General features: G+C 71.1%; 19 protein-coding genes. 7 read left to right on the plus strand and 12 right to left on the minus strand.

Translation table 11 applies throughout. The features are described 5' to 3' along the window. Positions 1–6 precede the first annotated feature (6 nt). The 5 genes from ftsW to FHU35_RS06940 form a co-directional block, all read right to left on the minus strand. Positions 7–1,425 (minus strand): putative lipid II flippase FtsW, encoded by a 1,419-nt coding sequence (gene ftsW / locus FHU35_RS06920; protein ID WP_145737507.1) that lies wholly within the window; start codon positions 1,423–1,425, stop codon positions 7–9. 4 nt (positions 1,426–1,429) lie between these two features. Beyond that, the gene (murD, locus tag FHU35_RS06925; protein WP_145737508.1) at positions 1,430–2,833 is read right to left on the minus strand and encodes a UDP-N-acetylmuramoyl-L-alanine--D-glutamate ligase; all 1,404 of its coding nucleotides are present in this window, start codon (positions 2,831–2,833) and stop codon (positions 1,430–1,432) included. Between the two features lie 159 nt (positions 2,834–2,992). Continuing rightward, on the minus strand, positions 2,993–4,060 hold the full coding sequence (mraY, locus tag FHU35_RS06930) for a phospho-N-acetylmuramoyl-pentapeptide-transferase (protein WP_145737509.1): 1,068 nt from the start codon (positions 4,058–4,060) through the stop codon (positions 2,993–2,995). Continuing rightward, positions 4,057–5,529, minus strand: a complete 1,473-nt coding sequence (locus tag FHU35_RS06935; RefSeq protein WP_145737510.1) for a UDP-N-acetylmuramoyl-tripeptide--D-alanyl-D-alanine ligase — start codon at positions 5,527–5,529, stop codon at positions 4,057–4,059. The genes mraY and FHU35_RS06935 overlap by 4 nt, the downstream gene beginning before the upstream one ends. A gap of 93 nt (positions 5,530–5,622) precedes the next feature. Then, on the minus strand, positions 5,623–7,269 hold the full coding sequence (locus FHU35_RS06940; protein ID WP_145738009.1) for a UDP-N-acetylmuramoyl-L-alanyl-D-glutamate--2,6-diaminopimelate ligase: 1,647 nt from the start codon (positions 7,267–7,269) through the stop codon (positions 5,623–5,625). Between the two features lie 259 nt (positions 7,270–7,528). Between FHU35_RS06940 and FHU35_RS06945 the strand changes: the two genes are divergently transcribed. Next, a complete protein-coding gene (locus tag FHU35_RS06945; RefSeq protein ID WP_145737511.1) occupies positions 7,529–8,038 on the plus strand; it encodes a CHAP domain-containing protein in 510 nt (169 codons plus the stop codon). A gap of 107 nt (positions 8,039–8,145) precedes the next feature. On the opposite strand, the gene FHU35_RS06950 is transcribed toward FHU35_RS06945, so the two are convergent. Continuing rightward, positions 8,146–9,864: an IlvD/Edd family dehydratase gene (locus FHU35_RS06950; protein ID WP_145737512.1), complete on the minus strand. Its 1,719-nt coding sequence runs from the start codon at positions 9,862–9,864 to the stop codon at positions 8,146–8,148. 200 nt (positions 9,865–10,064) lie between these two features. On the opposite strand from FHU35_RS06950, the gene FHU35_RS06955 reads away from it, so the two are divergent. Beyond that, positions 10,065–11,438 (plus strand): MFS transporter, encoded by a 1,374-nt coding sequence (locus FHU35_RS06955; protein ID WP_246110109.1) that lies wholly within the window; start codon positions 10,065–10,067, stop codon positions 11,436–11,438. A gap of 156 nt (positions 11,439–11,594) precedes the next feature. Here FHU35_RS06955 and FHU35_RS06960 read toward each other — a convergent pair whose 3' ends face one another. The 4 genes from FHU35_RS06960 to mraZ all read right to left on the minus strand — a co-directional run bounded on the left by FHU35_RS06960 (position 11,595) and on the right by mraZ (position 15,809). After that, positions 11,595–13,436, minus strand: a complete 1,842-nt coding sequence (locus FHU35_RS06960) for a peptidoglycan D,D-transpeptidase FtsI family protein (RefSeq protein ID WP_145737513.1) — start codon at positions 13,434–13,436, stop codon at positions 11,595–11,597. After that, complete coding sequence (gene ftsL, locus FHU35_RS06965; protein WP_145737514.1) at positions 13,436–14,173, minus strand: cell division protein FtsL; 738 nt, start codon at positions 14,171–14,173, stop codon at positions 13,436–13,438. The genes FHU35_RS06960 and ftsL overlap by 1 nt, the downstream gene beginning before the upstream one ends. After that, the gene (gene rsmH / locus FHU35_RS06970; protein ID WP_246110110.1) at positions 14,170–15,168 is read right to left on the minus strand and encodes a 16S rRNA (cytosine(1402)-N(4))-methyltransferase RsmH; all 999 of its coding nucleotides are present in this window, start codon (positions 15,166–15,168) and stop codon (positions 14,170–14,172) included. The genes ftsL and rsmH overlap by 4 nt, the downstream gene beginning before the upstream one ends. A gap of 209 nt (positions 15,169–15,377) precedes the next feature. Then, positions 15,378–15,809, minus strand: a complete 432-nt coding sequence (gene mraZ, locus FHU35_RS06975) for a division/cell wall cluster transcriptional repressor MraZ (protein WP_145737516.1) — start codon at positions 15,807–15,809, stop codon at positions 15,378–15,380. Between the two features lie 510 nt (positions 15,810–16,319). Here mraZ and FHU35_RS06980 point away from each other — a divergent pair. Genes FHU35_RS06980 through FHU35_RS06990 form a run of 3 tightly spaced genes read left to right on the plus strand, consistent with a single transcriptional unit; the run spans position 16,320 to position 20,849 of the window. Next, the gene (locus FHU35_RS06980) at positions 16,320–17,351 is read left to right on the plus strand and encodes an AAA family ATPase (RefSeq protein WP_145737517.1); all 1,032 of its coding nucleotides are present in this window, start codon (positions 16,320–16,322) and stop codon (positions 17,349–17,351) included. A gap of 1 nt (position 17,352) precedes the next feature. After that, positions 17,353–18,600 carry a DUF58 domain-containing protein gene (locus FHU35_RS06985; RefSeq protein ID WP_145737518.1) on the plus strand — a complete coding sequence of 416 codons (1,248 nt, stop codon included), beginning with the start codon at positions 17,353–17,355 and terminating at the stop codon, positions 18,598–18,600. After that, on the plus strand, positions 18,597–20,849 hold the full coding sequence (locus FHU35_RS06990; protein ID WP_246110111.1) for a transglutaminase TgpA family protein: 2,253 nt from the start codon (positions 18,597–18,599) through the stop codon (positions 20,847–20,849). The genes FHU35_RS06985 and FHU35_RS06990 overlap by 4 nt, the downstream gene beginning before the upstream one ends. 111 nt (positions 20,850–20,960) lie before the next feature. Here FHU35_RS06990 and FHU35_RS06995 read toward each other — a convergent pair whose 3' ends face one another. Both FHU35_RS06995 and FHU35_RS07000 read right to left on the minus strand, forming a co-directional pair. After that, positions 20,961–21,374: a DUF3040 domain-containing protein gene (locus FHU35_RS06995; protein ID WP_145737519.1), complete on the minus strand. Its 414-nt coding sequence runs from the start codon at positions 21,372–21,374 to the stop codon at positions 20,961–20,963. 292 nt (positions 21,375–21,666) lie between these two features. Next, positions 21,667–22,395, minus strand: coding sequence for a class I SAM-dependent methyltransferase (locus tag FHU35_RS07000; RefSeq protein WP_145737520.1), 729 nt, complete (start codon positions 22,393–22,395; stop codon positions 21,667–21,669). A 116-nt stretch (positions 22,396–22,511) separates the two neighbouring features. Between FHU35_RS07000 and FHU35_RS07005 the strand changes: the two genes are divergently transcribed. Both FHU35_RS07005 and FHU35_RS07010 read left to right on the plus strand, forming a co-directional pair. Continuing rightward, the gene (locus FHU35_RS07005) at positions 22,512–23,351 is read left to right on the plus strand and encodes a ParA family protein (RefSeq protein WP_145737521.1); all 840 of its coding nucleotides are present in this window, start codon (positions 22,512–22,514) and stop codon (positions 23,349–23,351) included. 4 nt (positions 23,352–23,355) lie between these two features. Continuing rightward, on the plus strand, positions 23,356–24,135 hold the full coding sequence (locus tag FHU35_RS07010) for a DNA-formamidopyrimidine glycosylase family protein (protein ID WP_145737522.1): 780 nt from the start codon (positions 23,356–23,358) through the stop codon (positions 24,133–24,135). The last annotated feature ends 5 nt before the right edge of the window (positions 24,136–24,140 follow it).

Genomic DNA, 24,140 nt, shown 5'->3' on the forward strand with positions numbered 1-24,140 from the left:
CACCGCTCAACGGTGTCCTCCTCGTGTCTGAGCCCGTGAGCCGGGCCCGCTGCGCGCACCTCGTGCGCGGGGTTCTGCTCCGCTCCGGCGCTGTCCCGGCGCACCGGAGCTCTTGGCACCGGGCCTGGTCCGGGGAACGGGCCGGGAAGTCTTCCGCCTCGCCGGCGGGCGGTACGGCGCCGGGGTGGGCAGTCGGAGCAACCTGCCGACCCGCCCCGGTCCCAGAGACCGTAGCGCGGCGATGGCTTCGGGTTCGTGCCGGGCGAAGTTCGCGAGGAGGCCGAACACCAGCATGCTGGTGACCACTGAGGACCCGCCCGAGGAGATCAGCGGCAGCGGCAGACCCGTGGTCGGCAGCAGACCCACGACGTAGCCGATGTTGATCACCGCCTGACCGACCAGCCAGGTCGTCAGGGTCGCCGCGACCAACCGGATGAAGGGGTCGGTGTTGCGGAAGGCGATGCGCATGCCCACGTAGGCCGTGGTCGCGTAGAGCATCAGCACGACGGCGCAGCCGATGAAGCCCAGCTCCTCGCCGATGACCGCGAAGATGAAGTCGTTGTGCACGTTGGGCAGGTACTGCCACTTCGACCAGCCCTGGCCGAGACCGCGCCCGAGCAGGCCGCCGTCGGCGAGCGCGAACAGTCCCTGCATGGCCTGGTAACCGTTGCCCGACGGGTCCGACAGCGGGTCGAGGAAGGTGGTCAACCGCGCCATCCGGTACTCGGCGACCATCGCGAGCACGACGCCACCGGTGACCGCGCCCAGCGCCATCATCAGGAACAGCCGCAGCGGCGCACCGGCGAACCACAGCAGCGCCAGCAGCACGATGAACAGCGTGATCGTGGAACCCAGGTCGGGCTGCAGCATCACGAGCGCGAACATCAGCAGCGCACCCGGCACGACCGGGACGAGCAGGTGGCGGTACTGGGTCATCAGGCCGCGCTTGGTGACCAGCACGTGCGCGCCCCACAGGGCGAAGGCGACCTTGGCGAACTCGACGGGCTGGAACGACACGCCGGCCACCATGAACCAGCTGCGCGCGCCGTTGAGCTCGGTTCCCAGCGGGGTCAGCACCAGCACGAGCAGGCCGAGGCAGAGGGCCAGCAGGGGGAGGCTGTAGCGGCGCATCAGCCGGACCGGAACGCGCAGCGCGATGTAGAACAGCCCGAGCCCGCCCACGCAGTACATGACCTGCTTGACGAACACGCTGTAGGAGGTGCCCTCCCGGTTGAACGAATCGACGCTGGACGCCGAGAGCACCATCACCAGACCGAACACCGTGAGCAGGCCGAACACGGCCAGCAGCAGGTGGAACGAGGCCAGCGGGCGGGTCAGCCACGCCGTCAGCGTGGACAGCACGGTCGCCCCGGCGGTCTTGCGAGGGGGACGCCGGGGAGCGGTCTTCGTCGCAGCGGTGGTCACCGGATCACCCGCCGCGGGTCGTCGCCGCCGGGGTTTCGGACAGCACGTCGCGCACCGCGTCGGTGAAAGCCCGGCCGCGGTGGGCGTAGTCGGTGAACATGTCCATCGACGCGGCGGCCGGGGCGAGCAGCACCACCGAGCCGGGCCGCGCGCAGGCGTGTGCCAGGCGAACTGCTTCGAGCATGCCCGCATCGTCCCCTGCTGCGACCTCGTGCACGGGCACATCCGGGGCGTGTCGACCGAGCGCGGCGGTGAACTCGGCCCGGTCGCGACCGATCAGCACGGCGGTCGCCAGTCGCCCGGCGTTGGCGCGGACCAGGTCCTCGACGTCGGCGCCCTTGAGCAGCCCGCCCGCGATCCAGACGACGGAGTCGTGGGCGCGCAGCGCGGCGTCGGCGGCGTGCGGGTTGGTGGCCTTCGAGTCGTCGACGTAGGACACACCGTCGGCTTCGGCGACGACGACGGAGCGGTGCGCGCCGGGTTCGAAGCTGCGCAGCCCGTCGGCCACGGCGGTCGGTTCCACGCCGTGCGCGCGGGCCAGCGCTGCCGCGGCCAGCGCGTTCGCGACGTTGTGCGGCCCCGCGGGCCGGATCTCCGAGAGCGCCGCGAGCGCAACGCCGTCACCGAAAGCGCGGTCCACCAGGCGGTCTTCGGCAACCCCGAGCTGCCCGTCCTCGGGCGCTTCGAGGGTGAACGACACGCGCTTGGCGCCGGCGGCGTCGACGAGCCGGGAGGACCACTCGTCGTCGGCGTTGAACACCGCGACGTCGTTGCCCGCGAACACCTTCGCCTTCGCCTCGCCGTAGGACTCCAGCGAACCGTGCCAGTCGAGGTGGTCGTCGGCGAGGTTGAGCACCACGGCGGCCTCCGGGCGCAGCGCCTGCTGCCAGTGCAGCTGGAAGCTGGAGAGCTCCACGGCCAGCACCCGGTGGCCCGCGCGCACCGCGTCCACCACCGGCAGGCCCACGTTCCCGCAGGCCACCACGTCGACACCGGCTGCGCGCAGGATCGACTCCAGCATGCTCACGGTGGTCGTCTTGCCGTTGGTCCCGGTCACCGCGAGCCAGCTCGCGGGGCCTTCCGGCCGTTCCTGGTCCAGCCACCACGCGAGCTCGACCTCACCGATCACCTCGACACCGGCGGCGGCAGCGGCCGCGGGCAGCGGCGCGTCGGGACGCCAACCGGGGCTGGTGACCACCAGATCGGTGTCCTCCGGCGGGGTCTCCAGACCGGCGACCAGCCGGGCTCCCTGCGCCTCCAGCGAGGCGAGCGCGGCCAACCGGTCCGCGGAGCCGTCGGTCACCGTCACCTCAGCGCCCGCGGCCAGCAGCGCTTCCGCCGCCGACCGCCCGGACACCCCGGCACCGGCGACCAGCACCCGCAACCCTCGGTACCGGCTCGCAGCCACTGCGCCTCCTTCACTCGGTCTTCAACGGCGAAGCCGTTGGCCCGCCTGAGCAACCCGCACCGCTGCGGGTTCTGACACGTCGTCCGGCGAGGACGCCGCACCCATCAGGAACGGCGTCCGGAGCCAGGTTCCGCGCTGCGCAAGACGCTCGACACCTTTCTACCGGGCCAGCGCCAGCCAGTCCGCGTAGAAGAGGCCGACGCCGAACATGCAGCTGATCCCGGCCAGCACCCAGAACCGGATGATGACCGTCGTCTCGGCCCAGCCCGCCAGCTCGAAGTGGTGGTGGAACGGGGCCATCCGGAACAGCCGTCGCCGGGTCGTCCGGAACACCACGATCTGCAGCACCACCGACAGCGCCTCGACGACGAACACGCCACCGATGATGATCATCAGCAGTTCGGTGCGGGTCACCATCGACAGGCCGGCCAGCAGCCCGCCCAGCGCCAGCGATCCGGTGTCGCCCATGAAGATCTTCGCGGGCGCGGCGTTCCACCACAGGAACCCGACGCAGGCGGCCATCGCCGCCGCCGCGACCACCGCGATGTCCAGCGGGTCGCGCACGGTGTAGCAGCCCGGCGCCGGACCGGAGTTGAAGCAGTCGTTGCGCAGCTGCCAGAACGAGATCAGCACGTAGGTGGCCAGCACCATCGCCGCCGTGCCGCCGGCCAGGCCGTCCATGCCGTCGGTGAAGTTGACCGCGTTGGACCAGCCGCTGATCGCGATGTAGGCGAAGATCACGAAACCGACCGCGCCGAACGAGATCACCGTGATGTCCCGCAGGAACGACAGGTCCACCGACGCCGGCGTGACGTCGTTCTGGTTCGGGAACTGGATCGCGAGGATCGCGAACAGCACGGAGGCGACCAGCTGTCCGACCAGCTTCGCGGTCTTGTTCAGACCGAGGTTGCGCTGCTTGCGGATCTTGATGAAGTCGTCGAGGAACCCGACGATGCCCAGCGATGTGGTCAGCCCCAGCACCAGGAGGCCGGTGGCGGTGGGCTGATCACCCATCACCAGGTGGGTGACGAGGTAGCCGCACCACATCGCCACCAGGATGGCCATGCCGCCCATGGTCGGCGTGCCGCGCTTGGCGGCGTGCGTGCCCTGCACCTCCTCGCGGATCTCCTGACCGAATCCCTGCCGGGAGAACACCCGGATCAGGTAAGGCGTGAACAGGATCGAGATGACCAGCGCCACCGCGGCGGAAATCAGAATCGGCTTCACTGCTGCTGCTCTCCATTACCGCCATCGGCGAACAAGGCTTCCGCGACCCGCCACAACCCGGCCGAGTTGGACGCCTTGGTCAACACCACATCTCCGGGACGCAACTCGGCGCGCAGCAGCGCGACGGCCGCGTCGACGTCCGGAACCAGCACCGATTCCTCTCCCCACGACCCTTCCAGCGACGCCGCTTGGTGCATCGCCCGGGCCTGTTCGCCGACCACCACGAGCCGGTCGATGTTCAGCCGGACGGCCAGCCGCCCGATCTCGTCATGCGCCTCGACGTCGGCGTCGCCGAGCTCGGCCATCGGCCCGAGCACCGCCCACGCGCGCGCCGGACGACCCCGGGTCATCGAGACCAGCGTCTTCAGCGCGGCGCGCACCGACTCGGGGTTGGCGTTGTAGGCGTCGTTGACCACGGTCACGCCGCTCGGGGTCTCGGCGACCTCCATGCGTCGCGCGGAGACCCGCTGGACGGTGCCCAGCCGCTCGGCGACCTGGGGCAGCGTCGCGCCCAGCTCCAGAGCCACGGCCGCGGCCGACAGCGCGTTGCCGACGTGGTGCTCGCCGACCAGCGGCAGCGTCACCGTCTCCTTGCCGGACTCGGTGACCAGCGTGAACGTCGGCCTGGCGAACTCGTCGACCTCGAGGTCCTCGGCCCGCACGTGCGCGTTCGGGGACTCGCCGACCAGCACCACGCGAGCCCGGGTGCGCTCGGCCATCGCCGCGACCAGCGGGTCGTCGGCGTTGAGCACCGCCACGCCGTCCTCGGGCAGCGACTCGACCAGCTCGCCCTTGGCCTGCGCGACCGCCTCCTGCGAGCCGAACTCGCCGAGGTGCGCGTGGCCGACGTTGAGGACCACGCCGATGCTCGGCGGCGCGACCTCGCAGAGGCTCGCGATGTGCCCCACGCCGCGAGCCGACAGCTCCAGCACCAGGTGCCGGGTCTGCTCGTCGGCGCGCAGCACCGTCCACGGGTGCCCGAGCTCGTTGTTGAACGAGCCGGGCGGCGCCACCGTCGGGCCCATCGGGGTGAGCAGCTGCGCGATCAGGTCCTTGGTGGACGTCTTGCCGGACGAGCCGGTGACGCCCACGACCGCCAGGTTCGGCAGCTGGTCCACGACGTGGCGGGCCAGCTTCGCGAGCCCGCCCAGCACGGCCGCTCCGGTGCCGTCGGTGTCGCCTGCCAGCGCCATGGCGCTGGAGCGCTCCTCGACCGGCACCGTCGACACCAGCACTGCGGGGGCGTCCACCTCGCGCGCGGCGAGCACGCCCGTGGCGCCGTCGGTGATCGCCTGCGCGGCGAAGTCGTGCCCGTCGACGCGTTCACCCGGAACGGCCACGAACAGTCCGCCGTCGGTGATCTTGCGCGAGTCGAACTCGACCCCTGCGCCGACGATCTCCGAACCTTCCGCACGGTGAAGCCTGCCGCCCACCGCCGAAGCGATGTCAGCAAGGCTGAGCCGGATCAACCTGCCTCCTCGGTGTTCTTGCGGGACATCCGCTTCCGGCGGGCCGGGTTCGCACCCCGCCCACTGGTCCGCTCTCCGACAGACGCTCGACGCTCACGCGCCCGCTGTCGCGTCCCGCCCCCGACGATCTTGGGTTTCTTCGTTGCGGCCAAGCCTATGGCGCAGCGCGGCGGCCAGCTCCTCCCGGTCCGAGAAGGGGTGCACCACGCCCGCCACCTCCTGTCCTGTCTCGTGGCCCTTGCCCGCGACGACCACGATGTCGCCGGGCTTGGCACGTTCGACCGCGGCGGCGATGGCGTCTCGCCGGTCGCCGATCTCGATCACCTCACCACGCTCGCCGGTGGGCACCTCCTGGGCCCCCGCCAGCATCTCGGCCCGGATGTCGGCCGGTTCCTCGCTCCGCGGATTGTCATCGGTGACGATCAGCAGTTCGGACCGCCGCGCGGCGGCCTCGCCCATCAGCGGGCGCTTGGCGGTGTCCCGGTCGCCTCCGCAGCCGAGCACGACGATGACGTCACCGTCGACCTGCGCTCGCGCGGCGTCCAGCACGGCCGAAACCGCACCGGGTTTGTGCGAGTAGTCCACCACAGCCGTGAAGTCCTGCCCGAGCGCGACACGCTCCATGCGGCCGGGCACGTCGACCTCGGCCAGGCCCTTCTCGATCGCGGTCAGCGGCACGCCCGCGGCGTGCAGGGCGCCGATGGCCAGCAGCGCGTTCGCGACGTTGAACGGGCCGGGCAGGCGCAGCCGGATCGGCAGCTCGATGCCGTCGGGACCGTGCGCGGTGAAGGTCTGCTCGCCGGTCGGGTAGGTCGTCACGCCGGTGGCGGTCCAGCCGGCGTCGGCGCTCTCCGTCGAGACGGTCACCGCGTCGGAGGTGACGAGCCTGCGGCCCCAGTCGCCGTCCACGCAGACCACCTCGCGCTCGGCGCGGCCGTCGAACAGCAGCGCCTTGGCCTGGAAGTAGTCCTCCATGTCGCGGTGGAAGTCCAGGTGGTCCTGGGAGAGGTTGGTGAAGGCGCCCACGGAGAACCGGGTGCCCGACACGCGGCCCATCGCCAGCGCGTGGCTGGAGACCTCCATGGCGACCGTGGTCACGTCGTGCTCGACCATCACGGCCAGCAGCGCCTGCAGGTCGGGGGCCTCCGGGGTGGTGAACGCGCTGTCCAGGCGCTCACCGGCGATCCGGGTTTCCACGGTGCCGATCTGGCCGGTCGTGAACCCGGCCGCGTCGAGCGCGGATTCCAGCAGGTAGCTGGTGGTGGTCTTGCCGGAGGTGCCGGTGACCCCGAGGATCTTCAGCTTGCTCGACGGGTCGCCGTAGATCAGCGCGGAGGCCTTGCCGAGGACGCCGCGCGGGTCGTCGTGCTCCAGCAGCACCACGCGTCCCTCGCGCACCGCGGGATGCTCGGTGAGGCCCGCGCGCAGGATTCCGTCGGCGTCGGTGAGCACCGCGCGCGCACCGGCTTCGAGCGCCTGCTCGGCGAAGTCCGCGCCGTGCACGCGGACACCGGGAAGCGCGGCGAACAGGTCGCCCGGGCGAACGTGTTGAGCGCGCAACGTGGCACCGGTGACCGCTGCATCGGCAGCGGTGTGACCAGGTACGAGCACGAGGCGCGCGCCGATCTCATCGGCGAGCTTGTTGATCTCCACCGGCTCGACGTGGGTAGGTCGAGGCGGAGCAGTCGCAACCGCGGAAGGCACGTCGCGACAGGCTACCGGTACCACTGGCGGCCGCATCTTCATGGTCGCCCACCCGTTCGGCCGCTCCGCCGTTGCGCCGAACCGGGTAGTGCCGCACCGGACGTTGCGCGATTCGGGCCACCCGTTTCCACGCCCCGTGCCGGACCGCTCCGAAGCGTGACGGGCGGGGGCGTGATGTCCGGTTTCGGGGCACGCGGCGGACGTGGCGGGAATTGGACGCGCCTCTAGCCCAGGACATTCCGGACCTATAACGTTCCGTTGCCCGTTGGAGATTTTCTGGTCTCTGGAGGAATTCGTGAGAAACCATCGTCCCGGCCTGCTGGCCGCCGCAGGCCTCGCCACCGCACTGGTCCTCGCCCCGCTGACCGCCCACTCCGCCCTGGCCGCACCCGCTGCGGCCGCAGAACCCGCCGCCACCGCCCCGGCGACCATCGCCCCGCACGACGCCGGCGACGGGACCGCCGCGGGCGCCGTCGAGTGGTTCAAGGCCAAGCAGGGCGACAGCTCGTACGAGAACTACTGCGAGAAAGCCGTCGAGAACGCCTGGGGCGTCACCGGCGTCTGGCCCTCGGCCATCGACCACTGGAACGGCGCCGTCAACGCGGGCAAGGCCCACACCGACGGTTCCACGCCCCCGGCCGGCGCCTTCGTCTACTGGAACACCAACCAGTACGGGCACGTCGGCATCGCCGACGGCAACGGCGGCTTCTACAGCAGCAGCATCGACGGTGCCATCGGTCACGCCGACGACCCGTCCTACTTCGTCAACTACCTCGGCTGGAGCGACCCCCAGGTCCCCGCCTAGCTCCACCCCACTCGAATGTCGCGCGAAATTCGACGCCCGAAGTGCGGACTCGAATGTCGCGCGACATTCGAACGGAAAGCCGGGGGAAGGGGCGTGTCGCCGAGGAGTCAGTGGCCGTCCCGGGGGACGTAGCGGCCGGACTTGCCGACCAGGAAGTCGAGGTCGGCTCCGTCCGAGGCCTGCAGGACGTGGTCGTAGTAGAGGCGCTGCCAACCGCGGGAGTAGGGGTTGTCCGGCTCCTCCCACTCCGCCCGCCGGCGCTGGAGCTCCTCCTCCGGGATCTCCAGGTCGATCCTGCGGCCGGGGACGTCGAGGCTGACCGTGTCACCGGTGCGGACGAAGGCCAGCGGACCACCCGCGGCGGCCTCCGGCGTGACGTGCAGGACCACGGTTCCGTAGGCGGTACCGCTCATCCGGCCGTCGGAGATGCGCACGATGTCGTCGAAACCCGCGTCCTGCACCTTCTTCGGCACCGGCACGTTGGCGACCTCCGGCATCCCCGGGTACCCCTTCGGTCCCGCGTTGCGGACCACCAGCACGGTGTTCTCGTCGACGTCGAGATCGTCGTCGGCGCAGACCGCGTAGTACTCGTCGACGTCCTCGAACACCATCGCCGTGCCACGGTGCACCAGCAGCCGAGGCGATGCGGCGGACTGCTTGATCACCGCTCCGCCGGGCGCCAGCGATCCGCGCAGCACCGCGGTTCCGGTGCCGACCGCCTGGAACGGCTCGTCGAACGAGGTGATGACCTCGCGGTTGTGCACCTCGGCCCCGGCGATGTTCTCGCCCATCGACTTGCCGGTGACCGTGATCGCCTCGCGCTCGACCAGCCCGCCGAGCTCCGCCAGCACGGCGGGCAAGCCGCCCGCGTAGCAGAAGTCCTCCATCAGGAACTTGCCGCTGGGCTGCAGGTTCACCAGCGTCGGCACCTCTCGGGTGTCGATGTCGAAGTCGTCGACGGTGAGCTCCACACCGACGCGCTTGGCGATCGCGATCAGGTGCACCACGGCGTTGGTGGACCCGCCGATGGCGGCGTTGGCGCGGATGGCGTTGCGGAACGCCTCGCGGGTCAGTACGTCGGAGGGCTTGAGGTCCTCGCCGACCATCTCCACGATCCGCTGCCCGGTCTGCTGCGCGGTGGCGTAGCGGCGGGCGTCCACGGCGGGCCAGGACGCCGCGTAGGGCAGCTGCATGCCCAGCGCCTCCACGACGCAGGCCATGGTCGAGGCGGTCCCCATCGTCATGCAGTGCCCGTTGGAGCGGGACATGCAGCCCTCGATGAAGTAGCACTCCTCCTGGTCGATCTTGCCGGCGACCAGGTCCGCCTCGGCCTGCCACACGGCGGTTCCCGAGCCGATGTCGGTTCCCCGGTACTTGCCGTTGAGCATCGGACCGCCGGTGAGCATCACGGCGGGCAGGTCGACGCTGGAGGCGGCCATCAGCAGCCCGGGAGTCGTCTTGTCGCAGCCGGAGAGCAGCACCAGGCCGTCGAGCGGGTTGGCGCGGATGGTCTCCTCCGCCTGCATGGCCAGCAGGTTGCGGTAGAGCATCGTGGTCGGGCGCATCAGCGTCTCGCCGAGCGCCATGTTGGGGAACTCCAGCGGGAACCCGCCCGCCTGCCACACGCCGCGCTTGACGGACTCGGCGATGCGCTGCTGGTGGGCGTTGCAGGGGGCCAGCTCCGACCAGGTGGTCCCGATCCCGATGACGGGCCGCCCGTCGAACACCTCGTCGCTGTAGCCCTGGTTCTTCACCCAGGACCGGGCGGTCATGCCCGCTCGACCGTGGGCCCCGAACCAGCTGGCGCTGCGCCGCGGCGTGCTCATCGCGTCCTCCCGAGCTGTGATCTCCGACGGATGCTGGCGACGTAACCAGCTCGTGCGCGGGCGCGCAAGAGGCCATTCGCAATGCCGAACAGTGGTTGCCATTTCGAACGCGGGCGTTGACGCTGCTGAACGCCGCTCCTACGCTCGTGATCCAGATCACGAACGACGTCCGACATGCCGAACCTCGACGAGGAGGCACGGTGCGATCCGACACCCCGGCGCTGCGCGCAGCGGTACGGCGAGTGATGGTCCGGCTGATCCCGTTCCTGTTCCTGATGTACGTCATCGCGTTCCTGGACCGCGTGAACATCGGCTTCGCGAAGGAGGAGTTCCAGGCGCACGCCGGGATCTCCGAGGCCGCTTACGCCTTCGGCGCGGGCCTGTTCTTCATCGGCTACGCGCTGTTCGAAGTGCCCAGCAACCTGATCATGACGCGGGTCGGCGCCCGCTGGTGGATGTGCCGGATCATGGTCACCTGGGGACTCATCTCGGCGGCGATGTCGCTGGTCAACAGCGAGTCCCTGTTCTACCTCCTGCGCTTCCTGCTCGGCGTCGCCGAAGCCGGGTTCTTCCCCGGCGTGATCCTCTACATCACCTACTGGGTCCCGCACGCCTACCGGGCGCGCTGCAACGCGCTGTTCTACTTCGGCATCCCGCTGGCATCGGTGCTGGGCGCACCGCTGTCCGGCGCGCTGCTGGAGCTCGACGGCGCGGCGGGATTCCTGGGCTGGCAGTGGATGTTCGCCGTCGAGGGCCTGATCGCCTGCGTCGTGGGCGTGTGGGCGTTCTTCTACCTCGACAACTCCCCGGCGGATGCCCGGTGGCTCACCCAGGACCAGCGCACCGCCCTGCAGACGGCGCTCGACGCCGAAGCCGAGTCGAAGCGGGGCCCGCACCGGCTGCTCGCGTCCCTGGTGGACCGGCGGGTGCTGTACTTCTGCCTGATCTACTTCCTGATCCAGTGCAGCGTCTACGGCATGACCTTCTACCTGCCGACGCAGGTGTCCGAAGCCGTGGGCAGCGAGGTGGGACTGCTGGTCGGCCTGGTCACCGCGATCCCGTGGACGGTGGCGCTGGTGGTCAACATCGTGGTCAACACGGCGGCCGACCGGCTGGCACAGCCGAAGAAGCGCTTCGTCGCAGCGGCCTGCGTCGCGGCCGGCTCGGTGGGGATCGCGGCCTCCGCGGCCTTCAGCGACCCCCTCCTGGCGATCGCGGGCCTGTCGGTGGCGGCCGCGGGCTACATCGCGGTGCAGCCGGTCTTCTGGACCTTCCCCGCCGCCTACCTGACGGGAACCGCCGCGGCAGCGGGCATCGGCCTCATCAACTCGCTGGGCAACCTGGGCGGTTTCGTCGCCCCGGTCGCCAAGACGTGGGTGGAATCCACCTTCGACTCCGAGACCGCGGGCCTCTACCTCCTGGCCCTCTGCGGCTTCGCAGCCGCAGCCCTCTTCCTCACCCTCACCAAGACCAAGGACCCCACCACCCCAGCGAACGACCTGGATCCCACGAGGGAGAAGCCCCAGGCGGAAGACCCGAACCCCAGAACCCCACGAGACCTCAACCCGAACTGACCCCGAATCCCGGACCGGGCCCGGTGCGGGTTTCGGGTCGAGCGTCACCAAGTCCCAGTTTTAGTCCAAACTGAGCCGACATTTCGGACATGATCATGGCTCGGTTTGGACTAAAACTGGGAAATGGCGAGGTCGCCCCCACGACCGCCCGTCCGCTCAGTCGGTTTGGAGCATTTGGAGCGGGGATTGCTCCTTGGAGAGGGGAATCTGGTAGCGCTGGGTCAGGAAGCCCGCGATCGAGTGGAACAGCGGTGCGGCGGAGCTGGATTCGCGGGACCCGGACGGGGCGTCGAGCATCAGCCCGACCACGAAGCGCGGGTTGTCGGCCGGGACCATGCCCGCGAACGTGATCCAGTACTTGGACTGGCTGTAGCAGCGGCAGTCCGGGTCGATCTGCTGCGCCGTACCGGTCTTGCCCGACACCTGGTAACCGGGCAGCGCTGCCGCCGAACCGGTGCCGTCGTTCGCACTGCCAGGACCGTTCTGCACCACCGAGCGGAGCATGTCCTTCACGGTGTGCGCCGTCTGCGGGCTCACCACCCGCACCGGCTCCGGCCGCGGCCGCTCGGCCCGCGTCCCGTCCGGCAGCACCTCCGCCTCGATGATGCGCGGCGGAACGCGGAGACCGTCGTTGGCGATCGCCTGGTACATGCCCGCCATCTGCAGCACCGTCATCGAAAGGCCTTGCCCGATGGGCAGGTTCGCGAAGGTCGAACCGGACCAGTTCTCGCGCGCCGGAAGGCTGCCCCCGCTCTCGCCGGGAAGGCCGATGCCGGTCAGCTTGCCGAGCCCGAACAACCTGGCCATGTCGTACCAGCGCTGCTCGCCGAGCTGCTGGGCGACCATCAAGGTGCCCACGTTGGAGGACTTGCCGAGCACGCCGGTGAAGCTCAGCCCGATGGTGCCGTGCTCCCACGCGTCCCCGACCGTGCGGTCGGCGACCTCGATGCTGCCCGGGACCTGGAGCACCGTCTCGGGCTTGACCACGTTCTGCTCGATCGCACCCGCCGCGGTGATCACCTTGTTCACCGAGCCCGGTTCGAAGGGCGTCGTGACCGCGGGGTTGCCGAGGTTGCCGGACCACGGGCCGCGCGGGTCGAAGGTCTTGTCGTTGGCCAGCGCGTAGACCTCGCCGGTCTTGGCGTCGAGCACCACCGCGCTCGCCGACTTGGCGCCCGCGCGCACCGCGTAGTCGGAGACCTCGTGCTGCACCATGAACTGCAGGTCGGAGTCCAGCGTCAGCTGCACGTCCGAACCCGGGGTGGCTGGTTCGAGCTCCCGCTCGGTGCCCGGGATCACCAGGCTCGACCCCATCGCGGTGTCCGAGACCTTGGTGCCGTTGCGACCGCCGAGGACCTTGTTCATCGCCAGTTCCAGGCCGATCTGGCCCCGGACCTTGCGCTCGTCCATCCGCCAGTTCGCGGCTCCTATGACGTTGGCCGCCAGGTTGCCCGCCGGGTACTCGCGAGTGGCGCGGTACTCGGCTCCGATGTGCGGGTAGGTCTCGGTGATCAGGTTGGCCTGGCTGGGGTCGATCTCCGGGCCGAAGTAGGTGAACGCGGCATCCTTGAACAGCGCGTCCAGCACTTCCTTCTCGGTGATCTGACCCGGCAGCGCCTTGGCGATGAACCGTGCGATCTCCTGCTTGTGCTGCACCGCGGTCGGCTTGCTCGGGTCCTTCGCGTGCTGCTCGTCGAAGGCCTGCGTGAGCTGGCGCGGGTTGGCGTAGAGCTGACGCGCCTCGCTGGAGAAGGCGAGCACGGTGGAGTTCCGGTCCACGATGGACCCGCGCTCGGCGGGGATCGCGTCCTTGGTGATCCGCTGCTTCTCGGCCTGGCTTGACAGCGCACCGGCCTCAACGCCCTGCACCTGGACCAGCTTGACGCCGGTGACCAGCAACGCGATCACCATGAGCAACCGCCCGACCAACAACCGCCGATTGCTTCCGGCGACGTTGGTGCGGGCGGTGCGACCTCGAGCTTGGGGCCTGCGCGGCATCAGCGCTCCAACGCCTGCGCTTGGGCCTGGTCGTGCTGCGGCTGGGTCTGCGGGGCCGTCGGCGGCACCGGCTGGCCGGGCGCGACCGCCTGACCCGGAACGACGGGCGGTGCCGGCGGCGCGGGCGGGGGCGGCGGAGCGGTGGCCTTCTGCGGCTCACCCACGACCACGACCGAACCGTCGGGCTGCGGAACCAGGTGCGCCGGGGCGGGGGCCCTGACCATGCCCAGGTCCTGCTCCGCGCGGCGCTGTATCTCGGGCGTCGACCCCATCGTGCTGACGTCGCGCTGCAGCTGCTCCTTGCGCTCGTTGAGCGCGTTGACCCCGGCTTCGCCCTCCTGCAGCCGGTAGCTACCGCTGACCGCCGAGATCGACAGCCACAGCGTCGCGGCCAGACCGGTGGCCAGCACGACCATCACCACGACGACCAGCGGCAGCCGGGCGAGCGTCGACACGCGATCGTGCACCAGCTGCTTGGCGCGCGGCATGGCCTCGACCGGACGGCGGGTATCGACGCCCTGCCGGACCTGGCGCGGACGCCTGGCGGTCTGCTCGCGGCGCTCCTCGCGACGCGCGTAGGCACGCTCGGCGGCAGCAGAGCGAGTGCGGCGCTTGTCGGACTTCTTGGGTGGCGGCTTCAGCCCGGACGGCTGAGGCGCCGTGCGGGTCTTCTCGACGGTCTCGGCCTGGGCGCTGTCGGTTCGCGAAGCCGCGTTGGCACGTGCAGGTGCAGTCATGTCGCCTCCTCGCCGTTGCCCCCGCGGATCCGCTCGGCGGCGCGCAGCCGCACCGAAGCCGCCCTGGGGTTCGTTTCTCTCTCGTCCTCATCGGCCTGCTCGGAACCCCGTGTGAGGAGCCGGAACTCCGGCCCGTGCCCGGGGAGTTCGACCGGCAGGTCGACCGGGGTACGGGATTTCACGCGATCGGCGAGCTCCCGCTTGGTGATCTTGTCCTCCAGCGAGTGGTAGGACATGACCGCGATCCGGCCGCCCACGGCCAGCGACTCCAAGGCGGCGGGCAGCGCCCGCTCGAGCACGTCGAGCTCCGCGTTGACCTCGATGCGCAGCGCCTGGAAGGTGCGCTTGGCCGGGTGGCCGCCGGTGCGCCTGCTGGCGGCCGGAACCGCGTTGTAGAGCAGTTCCACCAGCCGGGCGCTGTTGCTGAAGGGCTCCTTGGCGCGTTCGCGCAGGACCGCCGAGGCGATCTTGCCCGCGAACTTCTCCTCGCCGTAGACCCGCAACACCCGCGCCAGGTCCTCGTGCGGGTAGGTGTTGAGGACGTCGGCCGCGGTGCGCGGCGCGCCCGGGTCCATCCGCATGTCCAGCGGAGCGTCCTGCGAGTAGGCGAAACCGCGGTCGGCCTCGTCCAGCTGCAGCGAGGACACGCCCAGGTCGAACAGCGCGGCATCCACTTCGGACAGACCGAGGTCGTCGAGCACCCGGTCCCACTCGTCGTAGACCGCGTGCACCAGGTGGATCCGGTCCGCGTGGGCCGCCAAGCGCTCACCCGCCAGCCGCAGCGCGTCCGGGTCGCGGTCGAGCCCGACCAGCGTCAGCCCCGGGTGCGCGGCCAGCATCGCCTCGGAGTGCCCGCCCATGCCCAGCGTCGCGTCGACGACGACCGCGCCGTCCTTCGACAGCGCGGGCTCGAGCAGCTCCAACGTTCGTTCCAGCAGAACCGGCACGTGCCTGTCGCGGGCGGAACCGCCCGTCTCATGCGCCTCGTCGGCCACTGCGGTCCCTCCCTCCCGCGTGCCGTTGTTGCTCATCACCACCGATCGGCGCGCACCTGGCGGTGCGCACCGACCGTCGTAGCGTGTTCCCCCTCGTGCGCCGGATCCCGTCAGGTCCCCGCCCGCCCGTCGCTTCCTGGTACCGGGGAAGATGCACCAGGAGGCGAAAGCCGAGCGGACCGAGGCCTCACGAAACCCGACCGTCGCGCCTAGAACACGCCGGGCAGCACCTCCTCGCGCGCCTGCGCGTAGCCCTCCTCGTGATCGTCGAGGTAGCTCTGCCACCTGTCCGCCTGCCAGATCTCCAGGCGGGTGATCGCGCCGATGACCACGCACTCCTTGTTCAGGTCCGCGTAGCGCCGCAGCTCCGTGGCGATGGAGATCCGTCCCTGACCGTCGGGGCGCTGCTCGTCGGTTCCGGCGAACAGGTACCGCTGGTAGGCGCGAACCGCCTCGTTGGTGAACGGAGCCTCGGCGACCTTGCGCGCCATCTGCTCGAACTCGTCGCGCGGGAAGACGTAGAGGCAGTGGTCCTGGCCTTTGGTGACCATCAACCCCCCCGCCAGTGCGTCCCGGAACTTCGCCGGCAGCGTCAAGCGCCCCTTGTCGTCGAGCTTGGGGTGATGGGTGCCGAGAAACATCCCGGTCCACCTCCCCCGGCCCGGATGGCCTTGGCCGACCACTGCTCACCGCGCCGTACCGACGCGGAGTCAACTGCCGACGAAGGCAGCAGGACCCCCTTTTGCCCCACCGCGCCCCACAGTACCCCACTTCGCTCCACCGTCAACACGAAACGCCCCCGTCACCCCAGCGGGTAAGCGGACGTTTCCGCAGGTAGCGCGCTGTGGGGGCGAAGTGGGGGAAAACGGGGGCGCCGCTTCGCCCCCACCCCACCACGCACCACCACCGGCCCACCAGCCACGATGAGCGGGCGTGTGGCGAAAACCGCCGGTCAGCACGCGTGTAGATCAACTGCGCGGGCGGGCGGTTATGCTCAGTCCGGTCGGTGTCCGGCAGCATCCGGGCTCCGGTGGTGGGGTGAAGTGGGGGCAGTGCGGCCTCCTCCCCCGCCGGCCCGGTCCGGGTGCCCCTCCCGGCACCCCCGGTCTGCGGGCCAGACATGACCGGGAGGGCGAGATCCAGGAGGTGGCGTGACGCCGAAAACCCAGCTGACCGGTGCCGCCGCGCCGGCGACCGACGGGGCCGCTCCGGCCGCTATCGGCATCGACCGCGTGCACGGGACGATTCAGCGCATCGCCGCCAACGTCGAGCAGGTCCTCGTCGGCAAACCAGAGGTGGTCCGCATCGCCCTGGTGACCATGCTGGCCGAGGGCCACTTGCTGGTGGAGGACGTGCCCGGGGTGGGCAAGACCTCGCTCGCCAAGGCGCTCGCGCGCTCCATCGACTGCACCGTCAGCCGCATCCAGTTCACCCCGGACCTGCTGCCCAGCGACATCACGGGCGTGTCCATCTACAACCGGCAGACCGAGGGCTTCGAGTTCCGGCCCGGCCCGGTGTTCGCCAACATCGTGGTGGGCGACGAGATCAACCGCGCCTCGCCCAAGACCCAGTCCTCGCTGCTGGAGTGCATGGAGGAGCAGCAGGTCACCGTCGACGGCGACACCTACGCGCTCAGCTCGCCGTTCATGGTCATCGCGACGCAGAACCCGGTTGAGATGGAGGGCACCTACGCCCTGCCGGAGGCCCAGCGCGATCGCTTCACCGCGCGGGTCTCCATCGGCTACCCGGACGCCAAGGCCGAGCTGGCGATGGTCGACGAGCACTCCGGCAACGACCCGCTGAGCCAGCTGCGCCCGGTCGCCGACGGCGCCGAGGTCCAGGAGCTGCTGCACGTCGTCTCGCAGGTGCACACCTCCACCGACATCCGCCGCTACGCCATCGCGCTGGTCACCGCGACCCGCGATCTCGCCGAGCTGCGGCTGGGCGCCTCCCCGCGCTCGACCCTGCAACTGCTGCGCGCGGCCAGGGCGCAGGCCGCGCTCGCCGGCCGCGACTTCGTGGTGCCCGATGACCTGCAGGCCGTGGCCGTCCCGGTGCTCGCGCACCGGCTGGTGCTCACCAGCGAGGCCCGCGCCGCCCGCCGCTCCGCGACAGACCTGGTGCGGCAGCTGCTGGAGCGCATCCCGGTGCCGCGCGGCGACACCCACGACGAACGAGGCTGACGTGCTGTCCGGGCTGACCATCCGCGGTCGCTGCCTGCTGGCCGCGGGCGTGGCGGCAGCGATCTGCGCGCTCGTCCTCGACGAGCGGGACCTGCTGCGGGTCTCGGCCTTCGTGATCGCCTTGCCGCTGCTGTCGCTGATGCTGTCCGGCAAGGTCCGGTTCGGGGTGGCTGCCCGGCGGGTGATCGACCCGCCGCGCACCCCCGTGGGTTCGCAGGCGGAGGTCCAGCTGCACATCAGCGGCGGCGGCGCGTTGCCCGCCGACGGGCTGGTGCTGGAGGACGGCACCCCGCACGCGCTCGGCAGCAGGCCGCGGTTCCGGCTGCCGATCGTGCCTCGCCGCGGCCGGCTGCTGACCTACGCGGTGACCCCGGCCCTGCGCGGGATCCACCACATCGGCCCGCTGCGCACCTGGGTCGGGGACCCGTTCGGGCTGGCCCAGTTCGAGCGCGAGCTGGCCGGGCGCTCCCGGCTCGTGGCCACGCCGCAGGTCGTCGAGCTCGCCGGTCTCCCGGCCGGTTCCGGTCTGGGCACCGGCGAGGACGGCACCGCACGACTGCGCGCGGGCCACGGCGAGGACGACGCGACGGTCCGCCAGTACCGCCAGGGCGACGACATCCGCCGGGTGCACTGGAAGTCCACCGCGCGACGCGACGAGCTGATGGTGCGGGTCGAGGAACGGCCCTGGCACGGCGGCGTCACGGTGCTGCTGGACCGGCGTCTGGCCGCGCACCGGGGAAACGGCGCGGGCAACAGCGTCGAGTGGGCGGTCTCCGCCGTCGCCAGCATCTGCCTGCACCTGGCCCGGCAGGGGCAGCAGGTCAGGCTGGTCACCGAGGACGGGGATCCGCTGACCCGCGACATCGGCGGCAGCAACGGCGGCCGGGACGAGGCCCTGCTGGACTCGCTGGCCGCAGTTCGCCCCTCCCCGCAGCGCGACCTGCAGTGCAGCCGCGACCCCGGCAACGGCCACGAGCTCATCGCGGTCCTCGGTGAGACCACCACCGCCGCGGTCGCCGAGCTGACCAAGCTGCGCCCGCAGGAGACCCGCAGCATCGCGGTGCTGCTCGCGGTCCGCTCGTGGAACGGCGAGGACGGCGGCAACGATGCCGGAGACGCCGCCCGCAGGCTGCGCGCGGCGGGCTGGACGGTCGTGGTGGTCGACGGACCCCGGACACCGATCGCCGACGTGTGGCGGGACCTGTGCGGGCAGACCAAGTCGGCCGAGAACGCAGGAATGATGCGGTGAGCACCGAGAACAACGGTTCCCTCGACACCTCGCTGGTCGCCGCCGCGGCGGGAGCGCTGGCCGCGATGTGCGCGTCGGCATCGTTCGCCGGTGTCCTCGGCGACCTCCGGTGGCTGTTTCCCGCCCTGATCACGGTCGTGGCCGTGGTCGGCGCCGGAGTGGTGGGCCGACGTCTGAACTGGCCGAACGTGGGCACGGTCGCCGCCCAGCTGGTCGTGCTGCTGGTGACGTTGACGGTGTTGTTCGCCGGATCCAGCGCCGTCCTCGGGGTCCTGCCGGGGCCGGCCGCGTTCGCCGAGCTCAGCCGGTTGCTGGGCGAGACGCGGGAGCTGATCCGCACGGGCGTGCCCCCGGTGGCGGCCGAGCCCCCGCTGCAAGCGCTCGTGAGCCTCGGGCTGGGCATCGTGGCGCTGCTGGTCGACCTGATCGCGGTGGGCCTGGGCACCCCGGCGGTGACCGGCCTCGTGCTGCTGTGCGTGTTCGCGATCCCGGCGTCGCTGTCGGAGCGGATGCTGCCGTGGTGGTCCTTCGCGCTGGGCGGCGCCGGTTACGCGCTACTGCTCGCCTCCGGCGGACATCACCGCAGGTGGCGACGTTACGAGGAGCCCGACCGGGTCGCTCGCACGCTGTTCAGCCGGACCACGGCGCTCGTCGCGGGAACCGCCGGGGTCATCGCGGTGCTGGCAGGCACCGTGTTCACCGGCGTGGGTACCGAGGGCAGGTTGCCGGGCTCGGTACCCGAGGAGTTCGGCGGCACCGACGGGATCGGCCTCCAGCCGTTCACCTCGCTGCGCGGCCAGCTCAACCGCGGCCAGGTGGTCGAGCTGTTCCGGGTGCGGGGCCTGCAGCAGGACCACTACCTGCGCGCGTTGACGCTGCGCAAGTTCGACCCGCGCTCCGGATGGCAGCTCGACGGCCTGACGCAGGGCGTCGATGCGACGGCGCCGCTGCCGCTGCCGGAGGGCACCAGCATCGGGCGCGGCAGGCCCGAGCGGATCGACGTCCAGCCGATCGGCTACCGCGATCCGTGGCTGCCGGTGTTCGGCACGCCGGTCGATCTCTCGGGCATGGGCAAGAACTGGCGCTACGACCCGGCCTCCGGGATCGCGTTCACCCAGACCAACCAGGAGACCCGCCCCTACTCGCAGCAGATCATCGTCCCCGACCCGTCTCCGGACGAGCTGCGCGCGGCGCGGGGGCCGATGCCGATCGACCCCGCCTACCTCGACGCCTCCGGGATCTCTCCCGAGGTCGCCGAGCTCGGGAAGCAGCTGACCGCGAACGCTCCCACCGAGTTCGACAAGGCGGTCGCGCTCAACCGGCACTTCACCGACCCCTCCAACGGGTTCCGGTACGACCTGACCACCGCTCCGTCCACCGGGCAGGACGCGCTGAGCGACTTCCTGTTCCGGGGCAAGCGCGGGTTCTGCGAGCAGTACGCCTCGTCGATGGCGGTGCTGCTGCGCTCGGTCGGGATCCCGTCGCGGGTCGCGGTCGGATTCACCGCCGGTTACCAGGACGGCAGCGAGCAGGTCATCACCACCGAGGACGCGCACGCCTGGGTGGAGGCGTACTTCCCCGGCTGGGGCTGGCAGACGTTCGACCCGACGCCGCTGAGCGACGGCCGCACCGCGCTGCCCCAGTTCCTCGACACGGCGCTCCACCCGCCGCAGGCCGCCGCACCGCTGCCCGGTCAGCCGTTGCCGCCGCCTGCTCCGGGGGCACCGGTTCCGCCTGCGCCCGGCGCGCAGCCCGACCAGCCCGACGCGCGCGACGTGCCCGAGCAGCGGCGCGAACCCGCGGACCGCGGCTGGTCGGTGACGGTCCTGGTGCTCCTCGTCCTGCTGCTCTGCGCGGGCGCGGCGGCGCCCTTGGCGGTCCGCGAGATCCGCCGCGGCCAGCGGCTGCAAGCGATCACCGAGGGCCGGGCGGGCGCGGCGAGCACGGCGTGGCGGGAGGTGCTGGACGAGTTCCTGGACCGCGGTTACCAGCCTCGCGACACCGACACGGCCCGGCAGCTCGCCGACCGGCTGGTCAAGGACCACGACCTCGACCCCACCGGGGCCGATGCTCTGAATCAGCTGGTCAAGGCCGTCGAACGGGAGTGGTACGCGCCGACGTCCGGGACGCAGAGCAGCCTCTCGGAGACGCTGGAGGCGATCACCACGAGCATCCGGCAGAACGCGCCGCTGGACCTGCGCTCCCGGTTGTTCCCCCGCTCCGCTCTCCCCCCGTGGCGCACCCCGTGAGCTGAGACGAGGGACGGGCTTCCGGCGTGAACGCCCGTCCCTCGTTCGTGCGAGCAGACGACGATCGCCGCCGGGTCGTGGAAGACCCGGCGGCGATCGCGTTTCAGCGTCCTACTGTTCGAAGCGCTTGCGGAAGCGCTCCTCCATGCGTTGAGCGAGCGAGCCTCGCGGGGAGGCGTTGCCCGAGCCCCGCTTCGGCTTCTCGCCGCCGCCGTTGTCCGTCGCCTCGGCGTCATCGCCGCCACCGCGCAACGCGAACAGAACGATCATTGCTCCGCCGAACATCACGAGGAAGCCGACCACGCTCAGCACCGGGATCTCCGCCGGACGCAGGGCGGGAATCACCGCGCCGACGACCAGCAGCGCAAGGCCCAGCACGAACACGGCGATGCCCTGCAAACGCCGACGTCGGGATGGGCGTTGTAGCCGTCCTCCGCGCACGGTGGAGGCGAACTTGGGGTCCTCGGCGTAGAGCGCGCGCTCGATCTGCTCGAGCTGTCGCTGCTCGTGCTCGGAGAGTGGCATGACTCCTCCTCCGGCACAGGTTCTCGGTGGCGCCGGGCTTGCCGACCGGCGAACGCTTGGGGGCGTCACCTTTGAGGATACGGTTCCGGCGACGCGACGACTACCCGGTCCGGCCACCGGAAACTGCGACGTTGCGGACAACGTCGGATCCGGGACGTGATCGTCTTCGCCGACGACGTCAACGACCAGCGGTAATCAGCCGTGGCACCGAGGGTAGTCGCAGTAGGTGATCATTTTGTCACCCCTACGGCCGATCGTCGAAATTTCTGAAACGGCTCGGTTCGCCCGGCTCTCAGCGGGGCTTGCGGGCGACCGCGTGCAACCGGGTGGCGATGTCGCGCAGCGGCGATCGGGTCGCGGCGACCTGCTCCAGCTCCGCGACGACGTCGGCGGTGCGCGGGTTGTCGTCGGTCACCGAGCCAGGCACGAGGTCGCTGAGCGCCCCCTGCCCCTGGATGAGCTCGACCGTGAACCCGCCCGCGTTCAGGACCCGCTCCAGGCCGCCGCTGTCGAACCGGCGCTGCAACGTCTCCGAGCCGGCGTCGAGGACGCCGTCGGCGTCCTCGAGCAGCCGCAGCGCCTCGCCTACCCGACCGGCCAGAGCTCGAGCCAGGACCGCCGCGTAGCGGTTGGCGACCAGCACCGACACCGCCCCGCCGGGAGCCGTTGAGGCGGCCAGCGCCGCGATGGCGGCGTCGAGGTCGTCGACGACCTCCAGCAGGCCGTGCGCGAGGACGAGGTCCGCACCACCGTCCGGGCTCAGCGCGGCCAGCGCCTCGGTGTCGCCCTGCAGCGGGGTGACCTGGTCGGCGACCCCGGCGTCCTCGGCGCGGCGCTGCAGGGTGGCCAGCGCGTTGGGACTGGGATCGATGACGGTCACCGCGCAGCCCGCCTCGGCGAGGGGCACCGCCCACACTCCGCTGCCGCCGCCGACGTCGAGCACGCGCGGTCGGCGGCCGAGCCGCTGCGCCGCATCGGCGATCTCGGTTTCCAGCACCTGGTGGACGGCGTCCGATCTCATGGCCAAGAGCGTAATGCCGGGTTGGGCGCTGTTCGCAGCGGCGTGCCGCGGAAATGCGCGCGGGCAAAAGACGGCCAGCACTGCTCATGCTCGTCCCGGTTCCGTAGGCTACGAGCGTGCAGACGGTTGCGGTGCTGAGTCTCAAGGGTGGCGTGGGCAAGACGACCGTGGTGCTCGGGCTCGCCTCAGCGGCCATGCGGCGCGGGGTTCGCACGCTGGTGGTCGATCTCGACCCGCAGTGCAACGCCACCGCCGCTCTCGAACCGGAGAAGACCGCGAAGGGCCTCACCGACGTGCTGGCCGATCCGAGCCCCGAGGTGCTGCGCGCCGCTGTGACGAGCAGCTCCTGGGGCGACGAGGTCGACGTGCTGGTCGGTTCCGAGGACGCGGAGGATCTCAACGGCCACCAGCCCGACGGAGGGCACCTGTCGCGCCTGCAGGACGCGCTGTCCGAATTGGACGAACTGATCGCCGAGGGCCAGCTCCCCTACCAGCTGGTGCTGCTGGACTGCCCGCCGTCGCTGGGACGGCTGACCCGGTCGGCGCTGGTGGCCGCGGACCGCGCGCTGCTGGTGACCGAGCCGACGATCTTCGCGGTGTCGGGTGTGCAGCGCGCTTTCGAAGCGGTCCAGGCCGAACGCGCCAACAACCCCGACCTGCAGCCGCTGGGAGTGGTGGTCAACCGGGTGCGGCCGAGGTCGCACGAGCACCAGTACCGCATCGACGAGCTCCGCGACATCTTCGGCCCGCTGGTGATGCCGGTCGCCCTGCCGGATCGGCTCGCGGTCCAGCAGGCCCAGGGAGCGTGCATGCCGATCCACCAGTGGGGAACGCCGGGCGCTCGCGAGGTCTCGCTGGCGTTCAACCTGATCCTCGCCCGCACCTTGCGCTCCGGCCGGATCCGCCGCCCCGAGCCCGAGGACGAGGAAGAGGACTTCGTCGAGGAAGCCGAGTGACCCGGTGCCCGAGGGCGACACGGTCTTCCTCGCCTGCCACCGGCTGAACGAAGCGCTCGCCGGGCGGGAGCTGATCCGCGGTGAGATCCGCCACCCCCGACTGTCCACTGTGGAGTTCGCCGGCCGGGTGGTGCGCGAAGTCGTCCCGGTGGGCAAGCACCTGCTGATCCGCTTCGAAGGCGGCCGCACGCTGCACAACCACCTGCGGATGGACGGCGCCTGGCACCTGTACCCGCCGGGCGGCCGGTGGCGGCGCCCCGGGCACCAGGCGCGCGCGGTCCTGGCGACGACCGATCAGGTCGCGGTCGGTTTCGCGCTGCACGACCTGCGCTGGCTGCCCACCTCGCGCGAGCCCGAGCTGATCGGCCATCTCGGCCCGGACCTGCTGTCGCCGGACTGGGGCCCGGAGCGGGAAGCCGAGGCGGTGCGGAGGCTCACCGCGGAGCCGGACCGCGAACTCGGCCAGGCCCTCATGGACCAGCGGATCGTGGCAGGCATCGGCAACCTCTACGCGACGGAGATCTGCTTCCTGCTCGGCCGCTCCCCCTCGGCCCCGGTGTCAGAGGTCGACGCCGGCCGGGCGATCCGGCTCGGGCACGACCTGCTGCACCGCAACGCCTGGCGGCCGGAGCAGATCACGACCAAGAGCCTCCGCCGCGGCGACCAGCACTGGGTGTACGGCAGGAGGGCCTGCTTGCGCTGCGGAAACCCGGTCCAGCGCGGGAGGCTGGGGACGCCGCCGGACGACCGGGTCAGCTACCGCTGCCCGCGCTGCCAGCCCTGAGCGCG

Source organism: Saccharopolyspora dendranthemae, from assembly GCF_007829955.1.
In the GTDB taxonomy this organism is placed as follows: Bacteria; Actinomycetota; Actinomycetes; order Mycobacteriales; family Pseudonocardiaceae; genus Saccharopolyspora; species Saccharopolyspora dendranthemae.